A 22,948-nucleotide genomic window follows, 5' to 3' on the forward strand; every position below is an offset into this window, starting at 1 on the left:
CGCGCCTGCGTCGTGGTGCTTGCGGGGTTGCAGTCCTGCCGAAGGACAGGACTGCTTCGTCATCTGACTCGCCGTGATTGTCTGAACGCAGCGCGCCAGCGCGAAGTGAGTTTCACGGCGAACCCCGCAAGCGCCACGACGCAGGTGGCCCCGCAGCGAAGCGAAGGGGTCGCGGGCAGTGGGGCGCATTTCTTTGCCTACTTTCTTGCTGCGAGGCAAGAAAGTAGGTCGGCTGCCGGGCCGAGACCCGGCCAGCGGCGCCAGCCAAGACAAGAGCGCAAGCTCAGGCATGAACGCGCTCCCGAGAAGAACGATCCCGCCACCTCTGCGCCCACCCCTCAAAAGTCAGATAGATCACCGGAGTAGTGAACAGAGTCAGCAACTGACTCACCAGCAAGCCCCCCACCAACGTCACCCCCAACGGATGCCGCAACTCACTGCCCACCCCCGTCCCCAGCATCAACGGCAAAGCCCCCAGCAAAGCCGCCAAAGTCGTCATCAGGATAGGCCGGAACCGCAGCAGGCAGGCCTGGTAGATGGCCTCGCGCGGCGTATGCCCCTCCTCGCGCTGCGCCTCCAGCGCGAAGTCGATCATCATGATCGCGTTCTTCTTGACGATGCCGATCAGCAGCACGATGCCGATGATGGCGATGATGTCCAGGTCCAGCCCCGCCAGCAGCAGGGCCAGCAGCGCGCCCACGCCGGCCGAGGGCAGCGTGGACAGGATGGTCACCGGGTGGATGGTGCTCTCATAGAGCACGCCCAGCACGATGTACATGGTGATCACGGCCGCCAGCACCAGCAGCAGCGTGTTGGACAGCGAGGCCTGGAAGGCCAGGGCCGCGCCCTGGAAGGCGGCGTCCACCGACAGCGGCATATGGCCCTCGGTGCGCAGCTGTGCCATCAGATCCTGCACGGCCTTGACCGCATGGCCCAGCGACACGCCGGGCGCGGTGTTGAACGAGATGGTGGCGGCGGGCAGCTGGCCCACATGGTTCACGGCCAGGGCCATGGGCCGCTCGCTGACCGTGGCCACCGAGGACAGCGGCACGGGCGCGCCCGCGCTGGAGGCCACATAGATGGCCTGCAGCGACTCGGGCCCGATCTTGAACTGCGGCGCCACTTCCAGCACCACGCGGTACTGGTTGGACTGCGTGAAGATGGTGGAGATCAGCCGCTGGCCGAAGGCGTTGTACAGCGCCGTGTCGATGGCCGAGACCGTCACGCCCAGCCGGCTGGCCTGGGCCCGGTCGATCTGCACGAAGGCCTGCAGGCCCTGGTTCTGCAGGTCGCTGCCCACGTCCACCAGCTCGGGCAGGTCGTGCATGCGCTCGACCAGGGCCTGGGTGCTGGTGGTCAGCTGCGCCATGTCGGGCGAGGACATCAGCAGCTGGTACTGGGTGCGCGCCACGCGGTCCTCGATGGTCAGGTCCTGCACGGGCTGGGCGTACAGGCGTATGCCCGGGATCTGCAGCGCATCGTCGGACAAGCGGCGCAGCACGGCGGGCACGCCATCGCGCTGGCCGTGGGGCTTGAGGTCGATCAGCAGCCGGCCCGTGTTCAGCGTGGTGTTGCTGCCATCGACGCCGATGAAGGACGAGATGCTCTGCACGGCCGGGTCCTTGAGCAGCAGCTCGGCCAGGGCCTGCTGGCGCTCGGCCATGGCGGCAAAGGAGATGGACTGGTCGGCCTCGGTCGTGGCCTGGATGGTGCCCGTGTCCTGGTCCGGGAAGAAGCCCTTGGGCACGGCAAAGTACAGCAGCACGGTCACGGCCAGCGTGGCCAGGAAGACGATCCAGGTCAGGCCCCGGCGGTCCAGCACCCAGGTGAGGATGCGGCCGTAGCCGGCAATGGTGCGGTCGAAGAAACGGCCCGTGGCGTGGTACAGGCGGCCATGCCGCTCTTCCTCGGCCCCTTCGGGCTGGTGGCGCAGCAGCCGTGCGCACAGCATGGGCGTGAGCGTCAGCGAGACCACGGCCGAGATCAGGATGGCCACCGCCATGGTGATGGCGAACTCGTGGAACAGCCGCCCCACCACGTCGCCCATGAACAGCAGCGGGATCAGCACGGCGATCAGCGAAATCGTCAGCGAGATGATGGTGAAGCCGATCTGCTTGGCGCCCTTGAGCGCGGCCTGCATGGGCGGCTCGCCCTTTTCCACGAAGCGCGCGATGTTCTCGATCATCACGATGGCATCGTCCACCACGAAGCCGGTGGAGATCGTCAGCGCCATCAGCGTGAGGTTGTTGATGGAAAAGCCGGCCAGGTACATCACGCCGAAGGTGCCGATCAGCGACAGCGGCACGGCAAAGCTCGGGATCAGCGTGGCCGAGGCGCTGCGCAGGAAGACGAAGATCACCGCCACCACCAGGGCGATGGCCAGCATCAGCTCCAGCTGCATGTCGTTGACCGAGGCGCGGATAGTCACCGTGCGGTCGGTCAGCACCTGCACGTCCAGCGAGGCCGGCAGGGTCTCCTTGAGCTGGGGCAGCAGCGCCTTGATGCGGTCCACCGTCTCGATCACATTGGCGCCGGGCTGGCGCCGGATGTTGAGGATCACGCCCGCGCGCGAACCGCCTTCGGGCGTGCCGGCCCAGGCGGCCAGGCGCGTGTTCTCGGCATCGTCCACGGTCTGGGCGATGTCGGACAGGCGCACGGGCAGGCCGTTCTTGAAGGCGATGATGAGGTTGCGGTACTCGGCCGCCGACTGCAGCTGGTCATTGGCATCGATGGTGGAGGCGCGCGCCGGGCCGTCGAAGCCGCCCTTGGCCTGCTTGACGTTGGCGGCGGCAATGGCGGTGCGCACATCGTCCAGCGTCATGCCCAGGCCGGCCAGCGCCGTCGGGTTGGCCTGGATGCGCACGGCAGGCCGGCGCCCGCCGGCAATCGCCACCAGGCCCACGCCGTTGACCTGCGAGAGCTTGGGCGCCAGCCGGTTCTCCACCAGGTCATTGACGCGGATCACCGGCAGCGAGGGCGAGGTGATGGCCAGCGTGAGGATGGGCGCGTCCGCCGGGTTGACCTTGCTGTACAGCGGGGGCATGGGCAGGTCGCTGGGCAGCAGGTTGGAGCCCGCGTTGATGGCGGCCTGCACCTGCTGCTCAGCCACGTCCATGGCCATGTCCAGCGCAAAGCGCAGCGTGATCACCGAGGCGCCGCCCGAGCTGGTGGACGACATCTGCGACAGCCCCGGCATCTGGCCCAGCTGGCGCTCCAGCGGCGCCGTGACGTTGGAGGTCATCACGTCGGGGCTGGCACCGGGGTACAGCGTGGTGACCTGGATGGTGGGGTAGTCCACCTCGGGCAGGGCCGAGATCGGCAACAGCCGGTAGGCCAGCAGGCCGGCGATCAGCACCGCCACCATCAGCAGCGATGTGGCGACGGGTCGCAGGATGAAGATGCGGGAAAGATTCATGGGGCCGCCTGGAAGGGCTTGCAGTCTTCAGGTGCCGGGGCGCTGCTCAGCGCCCGGCCGGAGCGGGAGCCGCCGGGGCAGCAGGCGCAGAGGGCGCGGCAGGTGCCGGGCCGGGCGAAGGCTGGGGCGATCCGGGCGACGGTGCCGGCGACTGGCCTGCGGGCGCGGAGCCTTCGGCCGCCGGCGCGGTCACGTTGCCGCCGTTGCCGCCATTGCCGCCACTGCCACCGTTACCCCCATTGCGCTGCCCACCGCGCTCGGCACGCAGCTTCTGCAGGTAGGCCTTGCGCTCGTCGGGGTTCATGGTCGCCAGCTTGGCGCGCACATCGGGCGGCAGATTGCGCATGCCGCGCGGCTGGCCGGAGGCATCCTGCACGGCCTGGTCCACCTTCTGCACCTTATCGGGCTCGATCACCGTGACCTTGGCGCCTTCGCGCAGGCGGTCAATGCCATCGACCACCACCTGCTCGCCGGACTTGAGTTCGCCCTTCACGCTCACCCTGTCGCCATCGGTCACGCCCACGGCGATGCGCCGCTGCGTCACCGTGCCATCCTCCTGGACCAGGTAGACGTAGTTGTTCTGCACGGCCGTGGTCGGCACGGTCAGCGCCTGCTCCAGCCGGTCCACTTCCAGCTTGACATTGACGAACTGGTTGGCGAACAGGCGGCCCTCGGCATTGTCGAAAGCGGCCTTGGCCTTGATGGTGCCGGTGGCGATGTCGATGCTGTTGTCCACCGCATTGAGGCGGCCGCGCCCCAGTTGCTGCTTCAGGTCCCGGTCCCACAACTCCACGGGCAGCTCGCGCCCCTCGGCCAGGCGCCGTGCCAGCGTGCCCACATGGGCCTCGGGCACGGAGAACACCGCGTCGATGGGCTTGACCTGGGTGATGGTGACGATGCCGTTGGCATCCGAAGGATTGACCACATTGCCCCGGTCGGCCTGGCGCAGGCCCAGCCGGCCCGCAATGGGCGCCGTGATGCGCGTGTAGCTCAGTTGCAGCTTGGCCGCATCGGCCTGGGCCTGGTCGGCGGCCACCGTGCCCTGGTACTGGCGCACCAGCGCAGCCTGGGTATCGACCTGCTGGCCGGCAATGGAATCCTGGGCCTGCAGCTCCTTGTAGCGCTGCAGGTCCAGCTGGGCGTTCTTGAGCAGCGCCTGGTCGCGCTGCAGCGTGCCCTGGATCTGGTTGAAGCTGGCCTGGAAGCTGCGCGGATCGATCTCGGCCAGCAGCTGGCCGGCCTTGACCTCGTCGCCTTCCTTGAAATGCAGGCGCAGCAACTCGCCCGACACCTTGGCGCGCACCACGGCCGTGGCGCGAGGGTTCATGGTGCCGATGGCGCTGATCAGCACGCGCATGTCGCGCCGCTCCACCACGCCCACGGACACCGGCTGCGCCTGGGCACCCATGGCGCCGGGGCCGCCAGGCCCACCCGGCCCGCCGGGGCCGCGCCGGCCGCCTCCCGCACGCCCGCCACCCGGGCCGGGTGCACCGGCCGAGGCCTGCTCGCCCTGCGCCGGCGCCCGCTTGTTCCACCACCACAGCCCGCCCCCCGCCACCAGGGCCAGTGCCACCACGCCCCACATCAGGGCGGGCCGTACCCGGCCGCGCTGGCGTACGCCGTGGGCATCTGCAACAAAGGGGCTGCTTGACAGGCGTTTCATGGTCACTGCGGGAAGTCGTGGGAGGAAACCGTGGGTCCGGCCCCAGAACAGGGAACGGCGGCGGATGCGGCTATGGTAGCCAGTCCCATGCTCTCCAAAACGAGGCAGATCGCCGTTTTACGCAGGCATTACCCCCGCTTTACCCCGGCTTTACCCGCTCTGACATGGTCGTTTTCGGAACAGGTCGAGCACCCGTCGGCAGGGTCTCAGACAGGGCACGGCGCTCAAAACACTGTTGACCCAGGCACGGCCAATGCGGGGCGCATGAACCGAAAAGTCCATTGAAAACAAGGCATTGCACTGCACCCCGGCGCGGCCCGCGCCTCGCCCCCGGTTGGACTGCCCCCCGCGCTTGTGGCTACGATGCGCGGCCGCAGGCCTGCAAGCGCAGGCCGCCATCCATCCGTCCCAGGAGAACACCATGACGACTGCCAACCCACGCCTGACCGACCATTCCGAAGAAGCCGCCGTGCGCGTGCCGCTGGAGCTGTACATGCGCGGCCATGCCGAGGACAACAGCGCCCACATGCGCGCCGCCTTCATGCCCACCGCCCGCATCGAAAGCGTGCGCGAAGGCCCGCTGACCTCCTGGGACATCGACACCTACTGCGCCCGCTTCAAGGGCCAGCCCGCCGCCGACGAGGCCACGCGCCGCCGCAGCATCGACGCCATCGACATCGGCGGCACGGCGGCCAGCGCCAAGATCACCCTGGTGCACGGCGCCATCACCTTCATCGACTACTTCGTGCTGCTCAAGACCGAGGCCGGCTGGAAGATTGCCAACAAGGCCTTCCATGCGGTGGTCTAACCCACCCCGCACACCAGCGGCGTAATGCCCTCTGGCCCGTCATCCTCCAGCGGCTGCGGGGGCTGGGCGGCGGCGAGCTTGCCTTCTTCCACGGTCATGCCGCGTGGCAGGGCCACGCCGTTCTTGGCGGCCAGGACCTCGGCCATGATGCTGACGGCGATTTCGGGCGGGGTCTTGCTGCCTATGTACAGGCCGATGGGGCCGCGCAGGCGTGCCAGCTGCGCGTCGCCCAGGCCGAAGTGCTCGCTCAGGCGCTGCAGGCGCAGGGCGGTGTTGCGGCGCGAGCCGATGGCGCCGACGTAGAAGGCCGGGGATTCCAGGGCTTCCATGAGGGCCAGGTCGTCGAGCTTGGGGTCGTGCGTGAGGCCGATGATGCAGGTGCGCGCATCGGCGCGCATGGTGCGCACAAGGTCGTCGGGCATCTCGCGCGACAGCTGCACGCCGGCCACGCTCCAGTGGCGGCTGTATTCCTCGCGCGGGTCGCAGACGGTGACCGCAAAGCCGTTGAACAGCGCCATGGTGGCCAGGTATTCGGACAGCTGGCCTGCGCCGATGAGCAGCATCCGGTACTCGGGCCCGAAGCTGTTGGCGACCTGCTGCCCGGCATGCACCAGCGGCTCGGGCGCGTCGCTGACCTGCTGGGCGACCTGGCCCGTGGCCTTGTCCACGGTGCGCCGCACCATGCGGCCTTCGTCCAGCCATCGCACGAGTTGCTGCAGCGCAGCAGCGTCGGGATTGAATTCGAGCAGCAGCTCCAGCGTGCCGCCGCAGGGCAGGCCGAAGCGGTGGGCCTCGTCGGCGCTGACGCCGTAGCGCAGCAGCCGGGGCGCGCCGTCGCGCAGGGCGTCGGCATCCGAGGCGTGGCTGTAGCGGGCGATCAGGTCGTCCTCGATGCAGCCGCCGGACACGGAGCCGACCACGGCGCCCGAGGCCCCCAGGGCCATGATGGAGCCGATGGGCCGGGGCGACGAGCCCCAGGTACGCACCACCGTGGCCAGCAGCGCGCGCTCGCCCTGAGCGCGCCATTGCGCGAGGTGGCGCAGAACATGAACATCCAGGTTTTCCATTGCAAATCTCCACGCCGGCACCTGGCTTGCCTGTGCAGCTGGGCGCCTGGCGTTTTTCGGCGGCTATTGTCTCTCTGCATCAAGAAGGGTGCAGCAGCATGTAAAAAGGGCTTGGTAGCGCAGGGCGAAGCATAGAAGCCACAACAAATCTGAGGCCAGAGACGCCGAGCAAGAGCCGCCTCGCGGCGAGGGCGTCGTCCCCCTCCCGCGAAGCGAGAGAGAGGGGGAAGCGGCGCAGCCGCTCAGGGGGAGCGCCCTAGTACCGCGAGAGCAGCCAGCCAGCCCCGAGAACGACGACGACGGCCAGCCCCCAGCACCACAGCGGGATGGCGCGGCGCGAGCGTTCCTCGGCCTCGGTGGCCGGTGCGGCATCCAGCGGCGTGGCCACGCCGGCTGCGGCGTCGTGCTCCCAGGCCTGGGCGTCCACGGTGGGCTCGATGTGGCCGGTTTCATCGGCCAGGCCGGCAGGCAGGTGGGACAGGTCGGCGGTGTCGCCTGCATCGGCAGGCGCTGCCGGCGCGCGCGGGTGGCGCTGCTGCATCAGCGTATCGAATCGCGCGAAGAAGTCGTCGGCCATGTTGCGCGCGGCGCCGTCGATCAGCCGCTGGCCCAGCTGGGCGATCTTGCCGCCGACCTGGGCCTGCACGCTGTAGCTGAGCAGGCAGCGCGGCTGGCCTGCGGCGTCATCGGGCTCGGGGGTGAGGGTGACGTCGGCCTCGCCCTTGCCGAAGCCGGCCACGCCGCCCTGGCCTTCAAAGGCGATGCGGTAGCGCTCGGGCGGCGTGATGTCGGACAGCGTGACCTTGCCGCTGAACTTGGCCGATACCGGCCCCACCTTGACCGCCATGCCCACGGCGTACTGGTCATCGCCCAGGGGTTCGAAGCGGTCGCAGCCGGCCAGGCAGGCCTTGAGCGTTTCGGGATCGTTGAGCGCCTCCCAGGCCTGCTGCTGGCTGACGGCAAGGGAACGGCTGGCTTGCATTTCCATGGCAATTCCTTTCTGCGATGGGGGTGGCCGCAAGCGGCTCAGCGGCCTGGCACCGCCAGCAGCCGCGCCAGGTGACCGGCCAGTTGCTGCAGCGATTCCAGGTTGTGTACCGCAAGCATGGCATGGGCATGACGATGCAGCACGGCCGCCCCCTGGGCCAGTGGGGCATACCCGTCAAAGCGCAGCAGCGGGTTGAGCCACAGCAGCCGCGCGCTGTGGCGGCGCAGCCAGGCCAGTTCGCGGTCCAGCTCGGCGGCATCGCCGGTGTCCAGGCCGTCGCTGATGATGAGCACCAGGGTGCGCCGGCCCACCAGGCCTGAAACCCGGTGGCGCGCATGCAGGCGGCGCAGTTCGCCCAGGCTGCTGCCCAGGCGCGTGCCGCCGCCAAAGTCGGCAATGGCGGCGTTGGCGCGCTCGAGCATGGCGTCTGTATCGGCCTGGGCAAAGGCCGGGCCCAGGTCGCGCAGCTCGGTGCCGAAGCTGAAGACCTGGCGGCGCAGGCCCGCATGGCGCTGCGTGCTGGTGGCCGCGTGCAGGAAGGCCAGCAACAGCCGCGCATAGCGCTCCATGGAGCCCGAGACATCGACCAGGGCCAGCCAGGGCAGCGGCAGGCGCCGGCGTTCGCGCCGCAGCAGTTGCAGCATTTCGCCGCCATGGTGCGATGCCGCACGCAGGCTGGCAGCCCAGTCGGGCACCGCGCCGCGCTGGCCGGTGCGCGTGCGGCGGCTGCGGTAGCGGGGCAAGGGAAGGGCAATGTCCCGGGCCAGGCGCTGCACCAGCAGGTATTCGCTGGCGCTGAGCTGGTTGAAGTCGGCATGGCGCAGGCGGTGGCGCTCGCTGGCCGTCATGGCGGCGTCCAGCTTCAGCTCTTCATCGACGGCGGCCCTGCCCTCGCCTGCCTGGCGGGGCGACAGCGCTTCCTGCACGCGCGGGCGGTGGCGCGGCGCGGACGGCCGGGGCGCCTGCGGCAGCAACTGGGCCAGCAGTTGCCGGGCCACATCGGGATTGCGGAAGTAGGCGTCGAACAGTTCGCGGAACACGGCGCGGTCCTGGGCGTTGCTCACAAATACGGCCTCCAGCGCTGCGGCCATGTCCTCGCGCGCCAGGCCGACCAGGGACAGGGCCTGCTGGGCCAGCGCCATGCGCCCGCCATCCACGGGCACGCCCGCACGGCGCAGCGCACGCGCAAAGCCGACCAGGTTGCCGGCGAGCTTGCCGCTGCGCGCATCGCCCAGCCAGCTGGTGCGCTCGCCCCCATCGGCGGCACCGGCTGCACCGGCTGCACCAGCCGTCACGGCGCGGGCTCCGGCGCCAGCAGTTGCTGCAGCCGCTCAGGCGTGAGCGCGGCCACGTCCTCGCGCTGCTTGAAGAGGATGCCGGCCGTGTCGTGCACGACTTCGGGATCGACCACCAGGGTGTCCAGCGCCACCAGGGCCTTGGCCCATTCCACGCTTTCGGCAATGCCGGGCACGCGCTGGAAGGCGTCGGCAAAGGGCTGGCTGCGCAGCCGTCCCACGAAGCTCGCCACCTGGGCGGTCAGGGCCTGCCCGGCCCCGGGCACCAGGGCGCGCACGATGGCCAGCTCGCGCTCGCGCCCGGGATAGTCCAGCCAGTGGTAGAGGCAGCGGCGCTTGACGGCGTCGTGCAGGTCGCGCGTGCGGTTGCTGGTGAGCACGGTCACGGGCGGCACGCGCGCCGCCACCGTGCCCAGCTCGGGAATGCTGACCTGGTACTCGCCCAGGTACTCGAGCAGGAAGGCCTCGAAGGGCTCGTCGGCACGGTCGATCTCGTCGATCAGCAGCACGGCGCCGGGCTCGGGCTGCTGCAGGGCCTGCAGCAACGGGCGGCTTACCAGATAGCGCTCCTGGTACACCTCCTGCTCGGCGCGCTGCAGTCGGTCCTGCTGCGGTGCGGCCGCGGGCTGCGCCGAGGCCAGCTCGGCCGCACGCAGGTGCAGCAGCTGGGCCGCGTAGTTCCATTCATACAGCGCCTCGCGCTGCTCCATGCCGTCATAGCACTGCAGCCGGATCAGGCGGCGCGCCAGCACGCGTGCCAGCGCCTGGGCCAGCGCGGTCTTGCCCACGCCGGGCTCGCCCTCCAGCAGCAGCGGCCGCTGCAGCCGCAGGGCCAGGAAGACGGCCGTGGCCAGGCGCCGGTCGGCGAAATAGCCTTCGGCCTGCAGCGCGGCGACCAGGGCGTCTATGGAGGCAATGGCTTGCTCGGGAACCTTCATTCAGTCCTTATCCAATCGTCATGGAACTGCGCTTCGTCTGCGCTGCGCAAAACTGGCGCAATCCAACTCAGGGACACCGAGGAAGGGCCGCCCCGCACCGAGGGTGTCGCCGGCTGCCCGTATGCCCCCCTTCCAGGGGGAAGGCGCGAAGCGACTCAGGGGGTCACCATAGTCACCCCAACATTTGAGAGACAGCCCTTTGCGTCTGCACGCTGATCAATTGCGCCCGGTAGCGCGCGCTGGCATGCAGGTCGCTGTTGAGGTCGGCATGGTCGATCAGCACCTGGGCAGCCGCGTCGGGCGTGAAGCTCTGGTTGAGCGCGGCCTCCAGCCCCGCATGGCGGAACACGCTGAGCCCGGCGCCCGTGATGGCCACGCGCACGCCGCCGTCGGTCTGGGCGACGAAGACGCCCACCAGGGCGAAGCGCGAGGCGGGCTGCTTGAACTTGAGGTAGGCGGCCTTCTTCGGCACGGGAAAGCGCACGGCCGTGATCAGCTCGCCGCTGCCCAGCGCCGTGGTGTACATGCCCTGGAAGAAGTCGTCGGCCGCGATCTCGCGCCGGTCGGTGACGACGGTGGCGCCCAGGCCCAGCACGGCGCTGGGGTAGCAGGCAGCGGGGTCGTTGTTGGCCAGCGAGCCGCCGATGGTGCCGCGCGCACGCACCTGGCGGTCGCCGATGCCGCCGGCCAGCTCGGCCAGGGCCGGGATGGCGGCCTGGACCTGCGGGTTGGCGGCCACGTCGGCATGGCGCGTCATGGCGCGGATTTCCACGGTCTGGCCGTTGACGGCGATGCCGGCCAGGCCCTGGACGCGGTTCAGGTCCACGATCTGTTCGGGCCGCGCCAGGCGCAGGCGCATCGATGGCAGCAGACTTTGCCCGCCGGCCAGGTACTGGCCGCCCTGCGCGGCCAGCGCGGCGGCGTCGGCCGTGGTGCCCGGGGCTTCATAGGTGAATGCGTACATGGCGCTCTCCTCAGGAGGTGGCTGCGGCGTCGATGGCCGACCAGACACGGTGCGGGCTGGCCGGCATGTCCAGGTCCCTGACACCCAGGGGATGCAGTGCGTCGAGCACGGCATTGATGACGGCGGGCGGCGAGCCTATGGCCCCCGCCTCGCCGCAGCCCTTGGTGCCCAGCGGGTTGTGCGTGCAGGGCGTGCAGACGGTGCCGAGCTTGAATTCGGGGAAGTCGTCGGCGCGCGGCATGGCGTAGTCCATGAAGCTGCCAGTGAGCAGCTGGCCGGTCTCGCGGTCGTAGACGCAGTTTTCCATCAGCGCCTGGCCTATGCCCTGGGCCACGCCGCCGTGCACCTGGCCTTCGACGATCATGGGATTGATGATGGTGCCGAAGTCGTCCACGGCGCTGAAGCGGTCCACGCGCACCACGCCCGTGGCCGGGTCCACCTCGACCTCGCAGATGTAGGTGCCTGCGGGGAAGGTGAAGTTGGTGGGGTCGTAGAAGGCGGTTTCGTTGAGGCCGGGCTCCAGCTTGTCCAACGGGTAGTTGTGCGGCACATAGGCGGTGAGCGCGATCTGGGCGAAGGGGATTTTCTTGTCGGTGCCGCGCACCGTGAACTCGCCGCCCGCGAAGTCGATGTCGGCGTCGCTGGCCTCCATCAGGTGGGCTGCGATCTTCTTGGCCTTGGCCTCGATCTTGTCCAGCGCCTTCATGATGGCCGCGCCGCCCACGCTGATGGAGCGCGAGCCATAGGTGCCCATGCCGAAGGGCACACGGCCCGTGTCGCCGTGGACGATGTCCACGTTCTCCACGGGTATCCCCAGGCGAGCGGCCACCACCTGGGCAAAGGTGGTCTCGTGCCCCTGGCCATGGCTGTGCGAGCCCGTGAACACGGTGACGCTGCCCGTGGGGTGCACGCGCACCTCGCCGCATTCGAAGAGGCCTGCCCGCGCGCCCAGGGCGCCCGCGATGTTGCTGGGCGCCAGGCCGCAGGCTTCGATGTAGCTGCTGTAGCCCAGGCCGCGCCTGAGGCCCCGCGCCTCGCTGTCGGCACGGCGCGCGGCAAAGCCGGCCACGTCGGCCAGGGCCTCGGCCTTGTCCATGCAGGCGCCATAGTCGCCCACGTCGTATTGCAGGGCCACGGGCGTCTGGTAGGGGAAGCTGGTGACGAAGTTGCGCCGCCGTATCTCGGCCTGGGTCAGGTTCAGCTGCCAGGCGCAGCGGCTGACCAGGCGCTCCAGCAGGTAGGTGGCCTCGGGCCGGCCCGCGCCCCGGTAGGCATCGACGGGTGCGGTGTGGGTGAACCAGGCATCGACTTCCACATAGACCTGGGGCGTGGCGTACTGGCCCGCCAGCAAGGTGGCATAGAGGATGGTGGGCACGGCGCTGGCGAAGGTGCTCAGGTAGGCGCCCAGGTTGGCATCCGTGTGCACGCGCATGGCCAGGAACTTGCCGCTGGCGTCCATGGCCATCTCGGCATGGCTGACATGGTCGCGGCCATGGGCGTCGGTGAGGAAGGACTCGCTGCGGTCTGCCGTCCACTTGATGGAACGATTGAGCTTGCGCGCCCCCCAGGTCAGGCAGACATCCTCGGCATACAGGAAGATCTTGGAGCCGAAGCCGCCGCCCACGTCGGGCGCGATCACGCGCACCTTGTGCTCGGGCAGCCCCATGACGAAGGCCGTCATCAACAGCCGCTCGACGTGCGGGTTCTGGTTGGCCACGTACAGCGTGTACTCGTCATTGGCGCGGCTGTAGCTGCCGATGGCCGCGCGCGGCTCCATGGCGTTGGGGATCAGCCGGTTGTTGACCAGGTCCAGCTGGGCGACGTGGGCGGCGCCCGCAAACACCGCATCCACGGCGGCCTTGTCGCCGATGGCCCATTTGTAGCAGTGGTTGTCGGGGGCGATGTCGTGCACCACCGCGCCGGGCACGCTGCCGGCCGCCGCGTCGGCCACCAGCACCACGGCGGGCAGCGGGTCGTAGTCCACCTCCACCAGCTCGGCCGCGTCGCGTGCCTGCTCCAGCGTCTCGGCCACGACCATGGCGACCTGGTCGCCCACGTAGCGCACCGTGTCCAGCGCCAGGATGGGATGCGGCGGCTCCTTCATGGGCTCGCCGTTGGTGCTGGTGATCAGCCAGCCGCAGGGCAGGCCGTTGATCTTGTCGGCCGCCACGTCGGCGCCCGTGAGCACGCCGATGACGCCGGGCGCGGCCCTGGCCGCATCGGTGGAAACGGAGCGCACACGCGCATGCGCGTGCGGCGAGCGCACGAACACCGCATGGGCCTGGGCGGCCAGCGCGATGTCGTCGGTGTACTGGCCCGCGCCCGTGAGGAAGCGGTAGTCCTCCTTGCGCTTGACGGGCTCGCCGATGTGGGGGAGCTTGGAAAAGTCGGATGCACCCATGGCTGTCTCCTTGTGGTGACCTGCGGCGCTCAGGCCGCAGGCCCTGCCATGGCCTGGCTGCCCTTTTTCACGGCGGCCACGATGTTCTGGTAGCCCGTGCAGCGGCACAGGTTGCCCTCCAGCGCCTCGCGGATCTCGCGATCGCCCGCGCACGGCTGGCGCTGGCACAGGTCCACGGCGCTCATGACCATGCCCGGCGTGCAAAAGCCGCATTGCAGGCCGTGGCACTCCTTGAAGGCCGCCTGCATGGGGTGCAGGCCGCCGTCGATATCCGCCAGCCCTTCGATGGTGCGCACCTCGCAGCCTTCGGCCTGCACGGCCAGCATGGCGCAGGACTTGACGGCGTGGCCGTCGACGATGACGGTGCAGGCCCCGCACTGGCTGGTGTCGCAGCCCACATGCGTGCCGGTCAGGCGCAGGTGCTCGCGCAGCGCATGCACGAGCAAGGTGTTGGGAGGAACATCAATGCGCTGCGCGCGCCCGTTGACGGTGAGCTGGACATTCATCGTGCTGTCTCCTGCCTGTGATCGGCGGTGATCTGGAACGTGGGGGAACGCCGGGAACCTCGCCTGCCATGGTCGCCCTGCCCGCAGGCGCCCGTTCTAGGGTTGACCCGCAAGCCCGGGCCGGGCGGCGCGGATATTCTCAAAATGACACAGTCGTCACCGCAGCCGCAGCCCGCACCGCTTGCGCCTGCGCGCCCCGGCTTCGACCGTGCCCGCCTGCCAGCCCGTTCGCAATCCCTTGCCAGCCAGCCACAGGAGTTCCCGCCCCATGTTCGCCCTGAGCCCCGACGCCGCGCAGCCCTGCCCCGCCGATCCGCGCCACCAGCAGGTCGCCCGGGCCCGCAGCCTGGTTTTCGGCGATCAGGCGCTGGCCGGTTCACCGCCCGGCATCGCACCCTGGCTGTGGCGCTCCTGGCAGCGCTGCCTGGCGGCAGGCCGCCGCCCGGACGAGCGCGTGGTCTACGAAGCATTGGGGCCGCATGCGCTGCGCCAGACCCGTGATGGCCATGAGATGCTGCTGCAGGCCGCTCGCCCCGTGATGGCCCAGCTGGTGGGCGCGGTGGGCGCCATGCACTACTTCAGCCTCCTGACCGATGCACGCGGCACGGTGCTGGAGGTGCAGGGGCCGCTGGAGCGCAGCGACATCCGCGTGCAGGCCATTGCCCGCGTGGGCGTGGACCTGTCCGAGCAGGGCGTGGGCACCACGGCCATTGGCGCGGCCCTGGCCGAGCACAGCCCCGTCTGGCTGCACCGGGCCGAGCATTTCTTCGAGGCCAACCGCCACTACAGCTGCGCGGGTGCGCCGCTGTCCGGCCCGGACGGGAGCTGCCTGGGCATGCTGGACATCACGGGCGTGGATGTGCCGGAGCGGCCCGAACTCATGCACCTGGCGCTGCGCTGTGCCCGCGCCATCGAGGACCGGCTGCTGCGCGCCCTGCCCCATGCCCTGCTGCTGCACCTGAACTGGCCCGGCGGGCCGCTGGGCCAGGAGGGCGAAGGCCTGCTGGCCGTGGACGCCGAAGGGCATGTGGCGGGCAGCAATACCCTGGCCCGCCAGCTCGTGCCCCAGCCGCTATCGCTGCCGGGCCAGCCGCTGCACTGCAGCGAACTGCTGGCCATGCCCTGGACGGCGCTGGTGGACCATGCACGCCAGCGCCCCAACGAGCCGCTGCGCCTGCCGCTGTGGTCGGGCCTGCGGCTGCAGGCCCTGGTGCAGCCCGGCCCCCAGCTGCGCCAGCTGCTGCCCGCGCTGGGCACGGCAGCGCTGGCCACAGCCGCCCAGCCCAGCCCGCTGCGCGCCAGCGAGGGCGTGCTGATCGAGCAGGCACTGCAGGACGCCCAGGGCAATGTGACCCGGGCCGCCCGCGCGCTGGGCATCAGCCGCGCCACGCTGTACCGCAAACTGGGGGCCCGCAAGCCACACACCACCACTTGAACGGGACGTTTCCTCGGGTTCACACGGATTTCTTTTAGGGGGAGCAGGCCGCCTGTGGCGGTCGGGTCTCCGTAGAATCGACGGCTTTGGTCCATGCGCCGACAAGAGCGCTGCGCGCCGGCCTACAGGCTGGCGTACGGCGACGGACCCAATACAGCCTACTTTTTGGAGACACCATGCAGGCTTTGCTCAAATTCTCAAGGGGGGTCGACTGGCTCAACAGCCTGGTCGGGCGATGGCTTATCTGGCTGATCCTGGCCTCCACGGTCATCAGCGGCATCAATGCCATCGTGCGCAAGGTGTTGCACACCAGCTCGAACGCCTACCTCGAAGTGCAGTGGTACCTGTTCGCGGCCTCTTTCCTGCTGGCCGCCGGCTACACGCTGCTGCAGGGCGAGCATGTGAAGGTGGATGTGATCGCCAGCCGCCTGTCCAAGCGCACGCAGATCTGGATCGACATCTTCGGCTTCGTCTTCTTCCTGACCCCCATGGCGCTGGCCATCCTGTGGTTCGGCACGCCCTTCGTGATCCAGGCCATGCAGACCGGCGAGATGTCGGGCAACGCAGGCGGCCTGGTGCGCTGGCCCGTCTACCTGATGATCCCCATCGGCTTCGGGCTGCTGCTGCTGCAGGGCATGTCGGAGCTGATCAAGCGCATCGCTTTCCTGAAGGGCCTGATCGACGATCCCACGGCCAAGAAGGGCGAGAAGACCGCCGAGGAAGACCTGGCCGACGCCCTGCGCGGGCTGGCAGGTGCCAAGGACAAAAGCGGGCAAAGCGCCTGATCGGGGAAACAGACATCATGGAATTCGTAATCCACAACCTGGCCCCGATCATGTTCGCGGGGCTGATACTTTTCCTGCTCGTGGGTTTTCCCGTGGCATTCAGCCTGGGCGCCTGCGGCCTGTTCTTCGCCTTTGTCGGCATCGAACTGGGCGTGCTGCCCGAAGCCCTGCTGCAGGCCCTTCCGCTGCGCATCTTCGGCATCATGCAGAACGAGACGATGCTGGCCATACCGTTCTTCACCCTCATGGGGCTGATACTGGAGCGAAGCGGCATGGCCGAGGACCTGCTGGAGACCGTGGGCCAGCTCTTCGGCCCCGTGCGCGGCGGCGTGGCCTTTGCGGTGATCTTCGTCGGTGCGCTGCTGGCGGCGACCACGGGCGTGGTCGCGGCATCGGTGATCTCCATGGGCCTGATCTCCCTGCCCATCATGATGCGCTACGGCTATGACCGCCGGGTGGCCTCGGGCGTGATCGCGGCCTCCGGCACGCTGGCGCAGATCATTCCGCCATCCCTGGTGCTGATCGTGCTGGCCGACCAGCTGGGCCGCAGCGTGGGCGACATGTACAAGGGCGCCTTCCTGCCGGGCCTGATGCTGACGGGCTGCTATGCGCTGTTCATCGTCGTGCTGGCCATCTTCAAGCCCGCCATGGTGCCCGCCCTGCCGCCCGAGGCGCGCACGCTGCGCGAGCCCAATGGCAATTCCGGCCTGCCTTCCACCCTGGTGCTGACGCTGCTGTGCGTGGCCGCCTCCATCGTGGTGGGACAGTACATGCCCCAGCTGCACACCTGGTGGTCCGGCGAGGTGGTGGAGAAGGTCGCTCTGGACGAGACCATCGTGGTGTCCATGTGCTTCGGCGTGGCCCTGGCCTTCATCGCCGCCATGTTCAACAAGCTCACGGGCCTGCACCTGCTCAGCCGCATGGCCGAGCGCGTGACCTTCGTGCTGATCCCGCCGCTGCTGCTGATCTTCCTGGTGCTGGGCACCATCTTCCTGGGCGTTGCAACCCCCACCGAAGGCGGCGCCATGGGCGCGCTGGGCGCGGCCATCATGGCCTTCGCTCGCGGCCGCCTGAACATGGACCTGCTCAAGCAGGCGCTGATGTCCACCACCAAGCTGTCGTGCTTCGTGATGTTCATCCTGATCGGCGCGACCATGTTCGGCCTGACCTTCCAGGGCGTGGACGGCCCCAAGTGGGTGGAGGAACTGCTGGTGTCCCTGCCCGGCGGCGAGATCGGCTTCCTGATCGTGGTCAACATCATGATCTTCGTGCTGGCCTTCTTCCTGGACTTCTTCGAGCTGTCCTTCATCGTCGTGCCGCTGCTGGCCCCCGTGGCCGACAAGCTGGGCATCGACCTGGTCTGGTTCGGCGTGCTGCTGGCCGTGAACATGCAGACCTCGTTCATGCACCCGCCCTTCGGCTTCGCGCTGTTCTTCCTGCGCAGCGTGGCCCCCGCCAAGGCCTACGTGGACAAGGTCACCAAGAAGATGACCGAGCCCGTGACCACCATGCAGATCTATGCAGGTGCCATTCCCTTCGTGGTGCTGCAGCTGTTCATGGTGGCCCTGATCATCATCTTCCCCGGCATCGTCTCCAGCGGGCTGGACAAGAAGGTGGAGTACGACCTGGACAAGGTGCGCCAGGAGATGGAGGCATCCATGCCCGAGGCCATCGACTTCAACGACCCCATGTTCAACGGCGACGGCGCGAACCAGTCGCCTGCCCCCGGAGCAACGCCTGGCGAGCCTTCGGCCCCGGGCAGCGAGGACGATGCACTCAAGGCGCTGCAGGACCAGTTGCAGCGCGAGCAACCGGCCACGCCGGGCGAGAGCAAGTCCGGCAGCTGATCGCAAGCTCCCTCAAGGACAGCAAAGGCCCCGCAACCGCGGGGCCTTTTTTCGTTCGGGCCCCGGCGTGCGCCGGTCCCCTGCGCCCATGAAAAAAGCCGGGCAGTGCCCGGCTTTCCCGCATGACGCCCGAGGGCGCCGCGACTTCACAGCTTTTGCGCCGACATGAAGGCGTCGTAGCGCGCCTCGGCAAAGCGGAACCACAGCACCTCGTCGCGCTGGAAGTTGCGGTAGTCGCCGTAGATCTTCTTCCACGCAGGATTTTTCTCGGCCAGCTCCGCATAGACCGCCATGGTGGTCTTGTAGGAAGCATCGAGCACGGTCTGCGGGAAGGCCAGCACCTTGGCCTTGCTGGCCACCAGTTGCTTGAGCGCGCCGGGATTGCGCGCGTCGTAGCGGGCCTGGGTGACCACATGGGCCTCGTGCGAGGCGGCCTGCACCATGGCGCGCTGCTCGGGCGTCAGCGCGGCCAGCGCCTTCTGGTTCACGTAGAACTCGAGGTTCAGGCTGCCTTCCCACCAGCCGGGGTAGTAGTAGAAAGGAGCGACCTTGTTGAATCCCAGCTTGAGGTCGTCATAGGGGCCGATCCATTCGGCCGCATCGATGGTGCCCTTTTCCAGCGCCTGGTAGATTTCGCCGCCCGGGATGTTCTGGGGCACGCCGCCCATGCGCTCGATGATCCGGCCCGCGAAGCCGCCGATGCGGAACTTCAGGCCCTTGATGTCCTCGGGTGTCTTCACCTCCTTGCGGAACCAGCCCCCCATCTGGGCGCCCGTGTTGCCGCCCAGGAAGTTGACGATGCCGTATTCGGCATAGAACTCGCGCATCAGCTTGCCGCCGTTGCCGTCCACGATCCACGCCGTGAGCTGGCGCGAGTTCATGCCGAACGGAATGGCGCCGCCAATGGCGAAGGCCTCATTCTTGCCAAAGAAGTAGTAAGGCGCCGTGTGCGCGATCTCCACCGTGCCGTTCTGCACGCCATCGACCACGCCGAAGGCAGGCATCAGCTCGCCGGCCGCATGCACCGAGACCTCGAACTTGCCGCCCGACATCTCCTTGATCGCCTTGGAGAACACCTCGGCCGAGCCGTAGATGGTGTCCAGCGAGCGCGGGAAGCTCGACGCCAGGCGCCAGCGTATTGCCGCCTGCGCGTGAACGGCCGGTGCCGCTGCGGCAGTCAACACACCGGCCAGACCGGCGTGCTTGAGTGCTTTTCTTCTGTCCATCACTGTCTCCTCCTGGTTCGCTCTGCTTGAGAGCATTCAAAAAAGGCCGGACTGCTCTTGGCAGCCCGGCCCACATACATCATCGGAACAAAAAAGCCCCCACGCTACCCTTGCTGCGCAAGGTCCGCTGCCCCCCAAGGGGGCCGCTTTTTGCCTTGGGGCGGCCCGGCGGCAAAAAAGCCCGCCGTCCCCGCTGCATTTCGCAGAGGGGACGCGGGCTTGGCCTGCAGGCTTGGAAGGCATGGACCGTCCTTGTGCGTGCTGCTGGCTGGAGATCTGGCCTTACAGCTTGGCCGTGGTCATGTAGCTGTTGTAGCGGAACTCCGAGAAGCGCTCCCACAGCAGCTGGTCGCGCTGGAAGGTGCGCAGGCTCTGGTTGATCTTCTTGAACATGGGCGACTTGGCGTCATGCTCGGCCATGATCTCCATGACGGCCTTGTAGCCGGCGTCCATGAAGTCCTTGGGGAAGGCCTTGAGCTGGGTCTTGTCGGCCACCAGCTTCTTGAGCGCCACGGGGTTGTTGGCGTCGTACTTGGCCGTCATGTCGCGTGCCGCCACGTTGCAGGCTGCATCGACCATGGCCTTGTACTCGGGCGACAGGGCCGCATACGCCTTGGTGTTGATGAAGAACTCCAGCTCGGCGCCGCCTTCCCACCAGCCGGGGTAGTAGTAGTAGGGAGCGACCTTGTTGAAGCCCAGCTTCTGGTCGTCGTAGGGGCCCACGAATTCCACGGCATCCAGCGTGCCCTTTTCAAGCGCCTGGTAGACCTCGCCCACGGGCATGTTCTGGGCGACCACGCCAAGCTTGAGCATGGCGTCGCCGAACAGGCCGCCGCCCAGGCGCATCTTCAGGCCCTTGAGATCGGCCACCGACTTGATTTCCTTGCGGAACCAGCCGCCCATCTGGGTGCCCGTGTTGCCGGCGCTCTGGCTCTTGATGTTGTACTGAGCATAGAACTCGTCCATGAGCTTGCGGCCGCCGCCGTGCTCCATCCAGGCATCCATCTGGCGGGCGGTCAGGCCGAAGGGCACGGCGCAGCCGAAGGCGAAGATGTAGTCCTTGCCGGTGAAGTAATAGGGCGCCGTCAGCGCCATCTCGATGGTGCCGTTCTGGATGCCGTCGACCACGCCGAAGGCGGGCATCAGCTCACCGGCCGCATGCACCGAGACTTCGAACTTGCCGCCCGACATCGCCTTCAGCGTCTTGGAGAACATTTCGGCCGAGCCGAAGATGGTGTCCAGCGACTTGGGAAAGCTCGCAGCCAGACGCCAGCGGATCGCCTCCTGGGCATGGACTGCGGGTGCGGCTCCCACAGCCAGCACGCCAGCGATTCCCGCATGTTTGATGATCGAACGACGGTCCATGAATGTCTCTCCGCGATGTGTTGTGTCAGTCAGAAAAAGCCCCTACGCCCCCCTTGCTGCGCAAGGTCCGCGGCCACCCCGAGGGGGCCGCTTTTTGCCTTGGGGCGACCCGGCGGCAAAAAAAACGCACGTTCGCACGTGCATTCACACTGTATCAGGTGGTATCGATTCTAAAAACGCCGCAAAGCAAGCGCGGACGGGGTTTTCCCCCGCGTAGTTCTGCTCGGCTGGCCGGCCGCCCGGCGCCGCTCAGGCTACCGCGCGCTCGGGTGCCAGATGGGCGCGCACCGAGGCCTCGATGCCCGCCGCATCCAGGCCCTGCAGGGCCAGCAGCTTGGCGGGATCGCCGTGCTCGATGAACTCGTCGGGCAGGCCCAGCTGCAGCAGCTGGCGCGTGATGCCGGCGGCCTGCAGCGACTCGGCCACGGCGCTGCCTGCGCCGCCCATGATGCAGCCCTCTTCCACGGTGACGATGAGCTCGTGCGTGGAGGCCACCTGGCGCAGCAGTTCCTCGTCCAGCGGCTTGGCCCAGCGCATGTTGACCACGGTGGCGTCCAGCGCCTCGGCCGCAGCCAGGGCCGGGTACAGCAGGGTGCCGAAGGCCAGGATGGCGACCTGCTTCTTGGCAGACTCGCGGCGCACCTCGCCCTTGCCGAAGGGCAGGCCCTCCAGGCTCTCCAGCGGCGCCACACCCACGCCCGCGCCACGCGGGTAGCGCACGGCCACGGGATGGTCCTGCTCGTAGGCGGTGGTGAGCAGCTGGCGGCATTCGCGCTCGTCGGCCGGGCAGGCCATGCTCATGTGCGGAATGCAGCGCACGAAGGCGATGTCATACGCACCTGCGTGCGTGGCACCATCGGCGCCGACCAGGCCTGCGCGGTCCAGCGCAAAGACCACGGGCAGCTTTTGCAGCGCCACGTCGTGGATCAACTGGTCGTAGCCGCGCTGCAGGAAGGTCGAATAGATGGCGACCACGGGCTTGAGGCCCTCGCAGGCCATGCCGGCCGCGAAGGTGACCGCATGCTGCTCGGCAATGCCCACGTCGTAGTAGCGGCCCGGAAAGCGCTTGTGGAACTCCACCATGCCCGAGCCCTCGCGCATGGCGGGGGTGATGCCCACCAGGCGCTGGTCCTTGTCCGCCATGTCGCACAGCCAATGGCCGAAGACCTGGGTGAAGGTCTGCTTCGGGGGCGTGGCCGGCTTGACCAGGCCCACGCTGGGATCGAACTTGCCGGGGCCGTGGTAGGCCACGGGATCGGCCTCGGCCAGCTTGTAGCCCTGGCCCTTCTTGGTGACCACATGCAGGAACTGCGGGCCCTTGAGGCTCTTGATGTTCTCCAGCGTGGGGATCAGCGAATCGAGGTCATGCCCGTCGATGGGGCCGATGTAGTTGAAGCCGAAGTTCTCGAACAGCGTGGCCGGCACGACCATGCCCTTGGCCTGCTGCTCCAGCCGCTTGGCCAGCTCCAGCAGCGGCGGCACCTGCTTGAGCACGCTCTTGCCCATGTCGCGCGCCTTGGCGTAGAACTGCCCGCTCATGAGCTGGGCCAGGTAGCGGTTGAGCGCGCCCACGGGCGGGCTGATGCTCATGTCGTTGTCGTTGAGGATGACCAGCAGGTTGGCATCGGTCACGCCGGCGTTGTTCAGCGCCTCGAAGGCCATGCCGGCCGTCATGGCGCCGTCGCCGATGACGGCGATGGCGCGGCGGTCCTCGCCCTTTTGCTTGGCAGCCAGGGCCATGCCCAGGGCGGCCGAGATGCTGGTGGAGGAGTGCGCCGTGCCGAAGGTGTCGTACGGGCTCTCGGCGCGCTGCGGAAAGCCCGACAGGCCGCCGAACTGGCGCAGCGAGGCCATGCGCTCGCGCCGGCCCGTGAGGATCTTGTGCGGATAGGTCTGGTGGCCCACGTCCCAGACCACGCGGTCGTAGGGCGTGTCGAACACCGCATGCAGCGCCACCGTCAGCTCCACCGTCCCCAGGTTGGAACTCAGATGCCCGCCGGTCTTGGAGACGCTGTCCAGCACATAGGCACGCAGTTGCTGGGCCAGGGTCTTGAGTTCGGCACGCGACAGACGCCTCAGATCCGCGGGATCGTCGATGGTCTGCAGCAGGGAGTAGGTGTTCGTGGTCATGCTAGATATCTTGATGGCCGCAAGACCATCGCCCATATTTTCGTATCAGTTGCCTGTGGCATCGAACGCCACCCTTGCAAGTAGCGCACCCCCACCAAGGGACACCGAGCAAGGG

General features: G+C 68.3%; 16 protein-coding genes. 4 read left to right on the plus strand and 12 right to left on the minus strand.

All coding sequences use genetic code 11. The features are described 5' to 3' along the window. Positions 1-283: 283 nt before the first annotated feature. Both DA1_RS05300 and DA1_RS05305 read right to left on the minus strand, forming a co-directional pair. Positions 284-3,415, minus strand: coding sequence for an MdtB/MuxB family multidrug efflux RND transporter permease subunit (locus tag DA1_RS05300; RefSeq protein ID WP_034391316.1), 3,132 nt, complete (start codon positions 3,413-3,415; stop codon positions 284-286). A 46-nt stretch (positions 3,416-3,461) separates the two neighbouring features. Beyond that, a complete protein-coding gene (locus DA1_RS05305; RefSeq protein WP_034391314.1) occupies positions 3,462-5,078 on the minus strand; it encodes an efflux RND transporter periplasmic adaptor subunit in 1,617 nt (538 codons plus the stop codon). Between the two features lie 421 nt (positions 5,079-5,499). On the opposite strand from DA1_RS05305, the gene DA1_RS05310 reads away from it, so the two are divergent. Continuing rightward, complete coding sequence (locus DA1_RS05310) at positions 5,500-5,886, plus strand: nuclear transport factor 2 family protein (protein ID WP_034391312.1); 387 nt, start codon at positions 5,500-5,502, stop codon at positions 5,884-5,886. Here the strand turns inward: DA1_RS05310 and DA1_RS05315 are convergent. The 7 genes from DA1_RS05315 to DA1_RS05345 all read right to left on the minus strand — a co-directional run bounded on the left by DA1_RS05315 (position 5,883) and on the right by DA1_RS05345 (position 14,045). Then, complete coding sequence (locus DA1_RS05315) at positions 5,883-6,953, minus strand: XdhC family protein (protein ID WP_034391311.1); 1,071 nt, start codon at positions 6,951-6,953, stop codon at positions 5,883-5,885. The genes DA1_RS05310 and DA1_RS05315 overlap by 4 nt on opposite strands. Positions 6,954-7,209: 256 nt before the next feature. Next, positions 7,210-7,941, minus strand: coding sequence for an SRPBCC family protein (locus tag DA1_RS05320; protein WP_034391308.1), 732 nt, complete (start codon positions 7,939-7,941; stop codon positions 7,210-7,212). Between the two features lie 38 nt (positions 7,942-7,979). Continuing rightward, a complete protein-coding gene (locus DA1_RS05325) occupies positions 7,980-9,236 on the minus strand; it encodes a vWA domain-containing protein (protein WP_034391306.1) in 1,257 nt (418 codons plus the stop codon). Then, entirely contained in the window at positions 9,233-10,174 is a 942-nt protein-coding gene (locus DA1_RS05330; RefSeq protein ID WP_034391304.1) for an AAA family ATPase, read from the minus strand. Before DA1_RS05330 ends, DA1_RS05325 begins: the two co-directional genes overlap by 4 nt. A 172-nt stretch (positions 10,175-10,346) precedes the next feature. Beyond that, positions 10,347-11,138 (minus strand): FAD binding domain-containing protein, encoded by a 792-nt coding sequence (locus DA1_RS05335; RefSeq protein ID WP_034391301.1) that lies wholly within the window; start codon positions 11,136-11,138, stop codon positions 10,347-10,349. A gap of 10 nt (positions 11,139-11,148) precedes the next feature. Then, positions 11,149-13,539: a xanthine dehydrogenase family protein molybdopterin-binding subunit gene (locus DA1_RS05340; RefSeq protein ID WP_034391298.1), complete on the minus strand. Its 2,391-nt coding sequence runs from the start codon at positions 13,537-13,539 to the stop codon at positions 11,149-11,151. A 29-nt stretch (positions 13,540-13,568) separates the two neighbouring features. Further along, positions 13,569-14,045, minus strand: coding sequence for a (2Fe-2S)-binding protein (locus DA1_RS05345; RefSeq protein ID WP_013803615.1), 477 nt, complete (start codon positions 14,043-14,045; stop codon positions 13,569-13,571). 268 nt (positions 14,046-14,313) lie between these two features. Between DA1_RS05345 and DA1_RS05350 the strand changes: the two genes are divergently transcribed. From DA1_RS05350 to DA1_RS05360, 3 genes are all read left to right on the plus strand, one after another. Beyond that, positions 14,314-15,480 carry a helix-turn-helix domain-containing protein gene (locus tag DA1_RS05350; protein WP_034391295.1) on the plus strand — a complete coding sequence of 389 codons (1,167 nt, stop codon included), beginning with the start codon at positions 14,314-14,316 and terminating at the stop codon, positions 15,478-15,480. 176 nt (positions 15,481-15,656) lie between these two features. Beyond that, the gene (locus DA1_RS05355) at positions 15,657-16,265 is read left to right on the plus strand and encodes a TRAP transporter small permease subunit (protein ID WP_034391292.1); all 609 of its coding nucleotides are present in this window, start codon (positions 15,657-15,659) and stop codon (positions 16,263-16,265) included. A gap of 17 nt (positions 16,266-16,282) precedes the next feature. Further along, positions 16,283-18,112 carry a TRAP transporter large permease gene (locus DA1_RS05360; RefSeq protein ID WP_034391290.1) on the plus strand — a complete coding sequence of 610 codons (1,830 nt, stop codon included), beginning with the start codon at positions 16,283-16,285 and terminating at the stop codon, positions 18,110-18,112. Positions 18,113-18,258: 146 nt separating this feature from the next. Here the strand turns inward: DA1_RS05360 and DA1_RS05365 are convergent, their stop codons facing one another. From DA1_RS05365 to dxs, 3 genes are all read right to left on the minus strand, one after another. Next, positions 18,259-19,338, minus strand: a complete 1,080-nt coding sequence (locus tag DA1_RS05365; RefSeq protein ID WP_034391287.1) for a TRAP transporter substrate-binding protein — start codon at positions 19,336-19,338, stop codon at positions 18,259-18,261. A gap of 282 nt (positions 19,339-19,620) precedes the next feature. Next, entirely contained in the window at positions 19,621-20,703 is a 1,083-nt protein-coding gene (locus DA1_RS05370) for a TRAP transporter substrate-binding protein (RefSeq protein WP_012204166.1), read from the minus strand. A gap of 249 nt (positions 20,704-20,952) precedes the next feature. After that, the gene (dxs, locus tag DA1_RS05375; protein WP_034391284.1) at positions 20,953-22,833 is read right to left on the minus strand and encodes a 1-deoxy-D-xylulose-5-phosphate synthase; all 1,881 of its coding nucleotides are present in this window, start codon (positions 22,831-22,833) and stop codon (positions 20,953-20,955) included. Positions 22,834-22,948 lie beyond the last annotated feature (115 nt).

This window comes from Delftia acidovorans NBRC 14950, from assembly GCF_001598795.1.
Classification (GTDB): domain Bacteria; phylum Pseudomonadota; class Gammaproteobacteria; order Burkholderiales; family Burkholderiaceae_C; genus Comamonas; species Comamonas acidovorans.

Bases quoted from the DNA above. Each gene is read 5' to 3' on its own strand.
- DA1_RS05300 (WP_034391316.1), bottom strand. From the start codon at position 3,415: ATGAATCTTTCCCGCATCTTCATCCTGCGACCCGTCGCCACATCGCTG.
- DA1_RS05305 (WP_034391314.1), bottom strand. From the start codon at position 5,078: ATGAAACGCCTGTCAAGCAGCCCCTTTGTTGCAGATGCCCACGGCGTA.
- DA1_RS05310 (WP_034391312.1), top strand. From the start codon at position 5,500: ATGACGACTGCCAACCCACGCCTGACCGACCATTCCGAAGAAGCCGCC.
- DA1_RS05315 (WP_034391311.1), bottom strand. From the start codon at position 6,953: ATGGAAAACCTGGATGTTCATGTTCTGCGCCACCTCGCGCAATGGCGC.
- DA1_RS05320 (WP_034391308.1), bottom strand. From the start codon at position 7,941: ATGGAAATGCAAGCCAGCCGTTCCCTTGCCGTCAGCCAGCAGCAGGCC.
- DA1_RS05330 (WP_034391304.1), bottom strand. From the start codon at position 10,174: ATGAAGGTTCCCGAGCAAGCCATTGCCTCCATAGACGCCCTGGTCGCC.
- DA1_RS05335 (WP_034391301.1), bottom strand. From the start codon at position 11,138: ATGTACGCATTCACCTATGAAGCCCCGGGCACCACGGCCGACGCCGCC.
- DA1_RS05340 (WP_034391298.1), bottom strand. From the start codon at position 13,539: ATGGGTGCATCCGACTTTTCCAAGCTCCCCCACATCGGCGAGCCCGTC.
- DA1_RS05345 (WP_013803615.1), bottom strand. From the start codon at position 14,045: ATGAATGTCCAGCTCACCGTCAACGGGCGCGCGCAGCGCATTGATGTT.
- DA1_RS05350 (WP_034391295.1), top strand. From the start codon at position 14,314: ATGTTCGCCCTGAGCCCCGACGCCGCGCAGCCCTGCCCCGCCGATCCG.
- DA1_RS05355 (WP_034391292.1), top strand. From the start codon at position 15,657: ATGCAGGCTTTGCTCAAATTCTCAAGGGGGGTCGACTGGCTCAACAGC.
- DA1_RS05360 (WP_034391290.1), top strand. From the start codon at position 16,283: ATGGAATTCGTAATCCACAACCTGGCCCCGATCATGTTCGCGGGGCTG.
- DA1_RS05365 (WP_034391287.1), bottom strand. From the start codon at position 19,338: ATGGACAGAAGAAAAGCACTCAAGCACGCCGGTCTGGCCGGTGTGTTG.
- DA1_RS05370 (WP_012204166.1), bottom strand. From the start codon at position 20,703: ATGGACCGTCGTTCGATCATCAAACATGCGGGAATCGCTGGCGTGCTG.
- dxs (WP_034391284.1), bottom strand. From the start codon at position 22,833: ATGACCACGAACACCTACTCCCTGCTGCAGACCATCGACGATCCCGCG.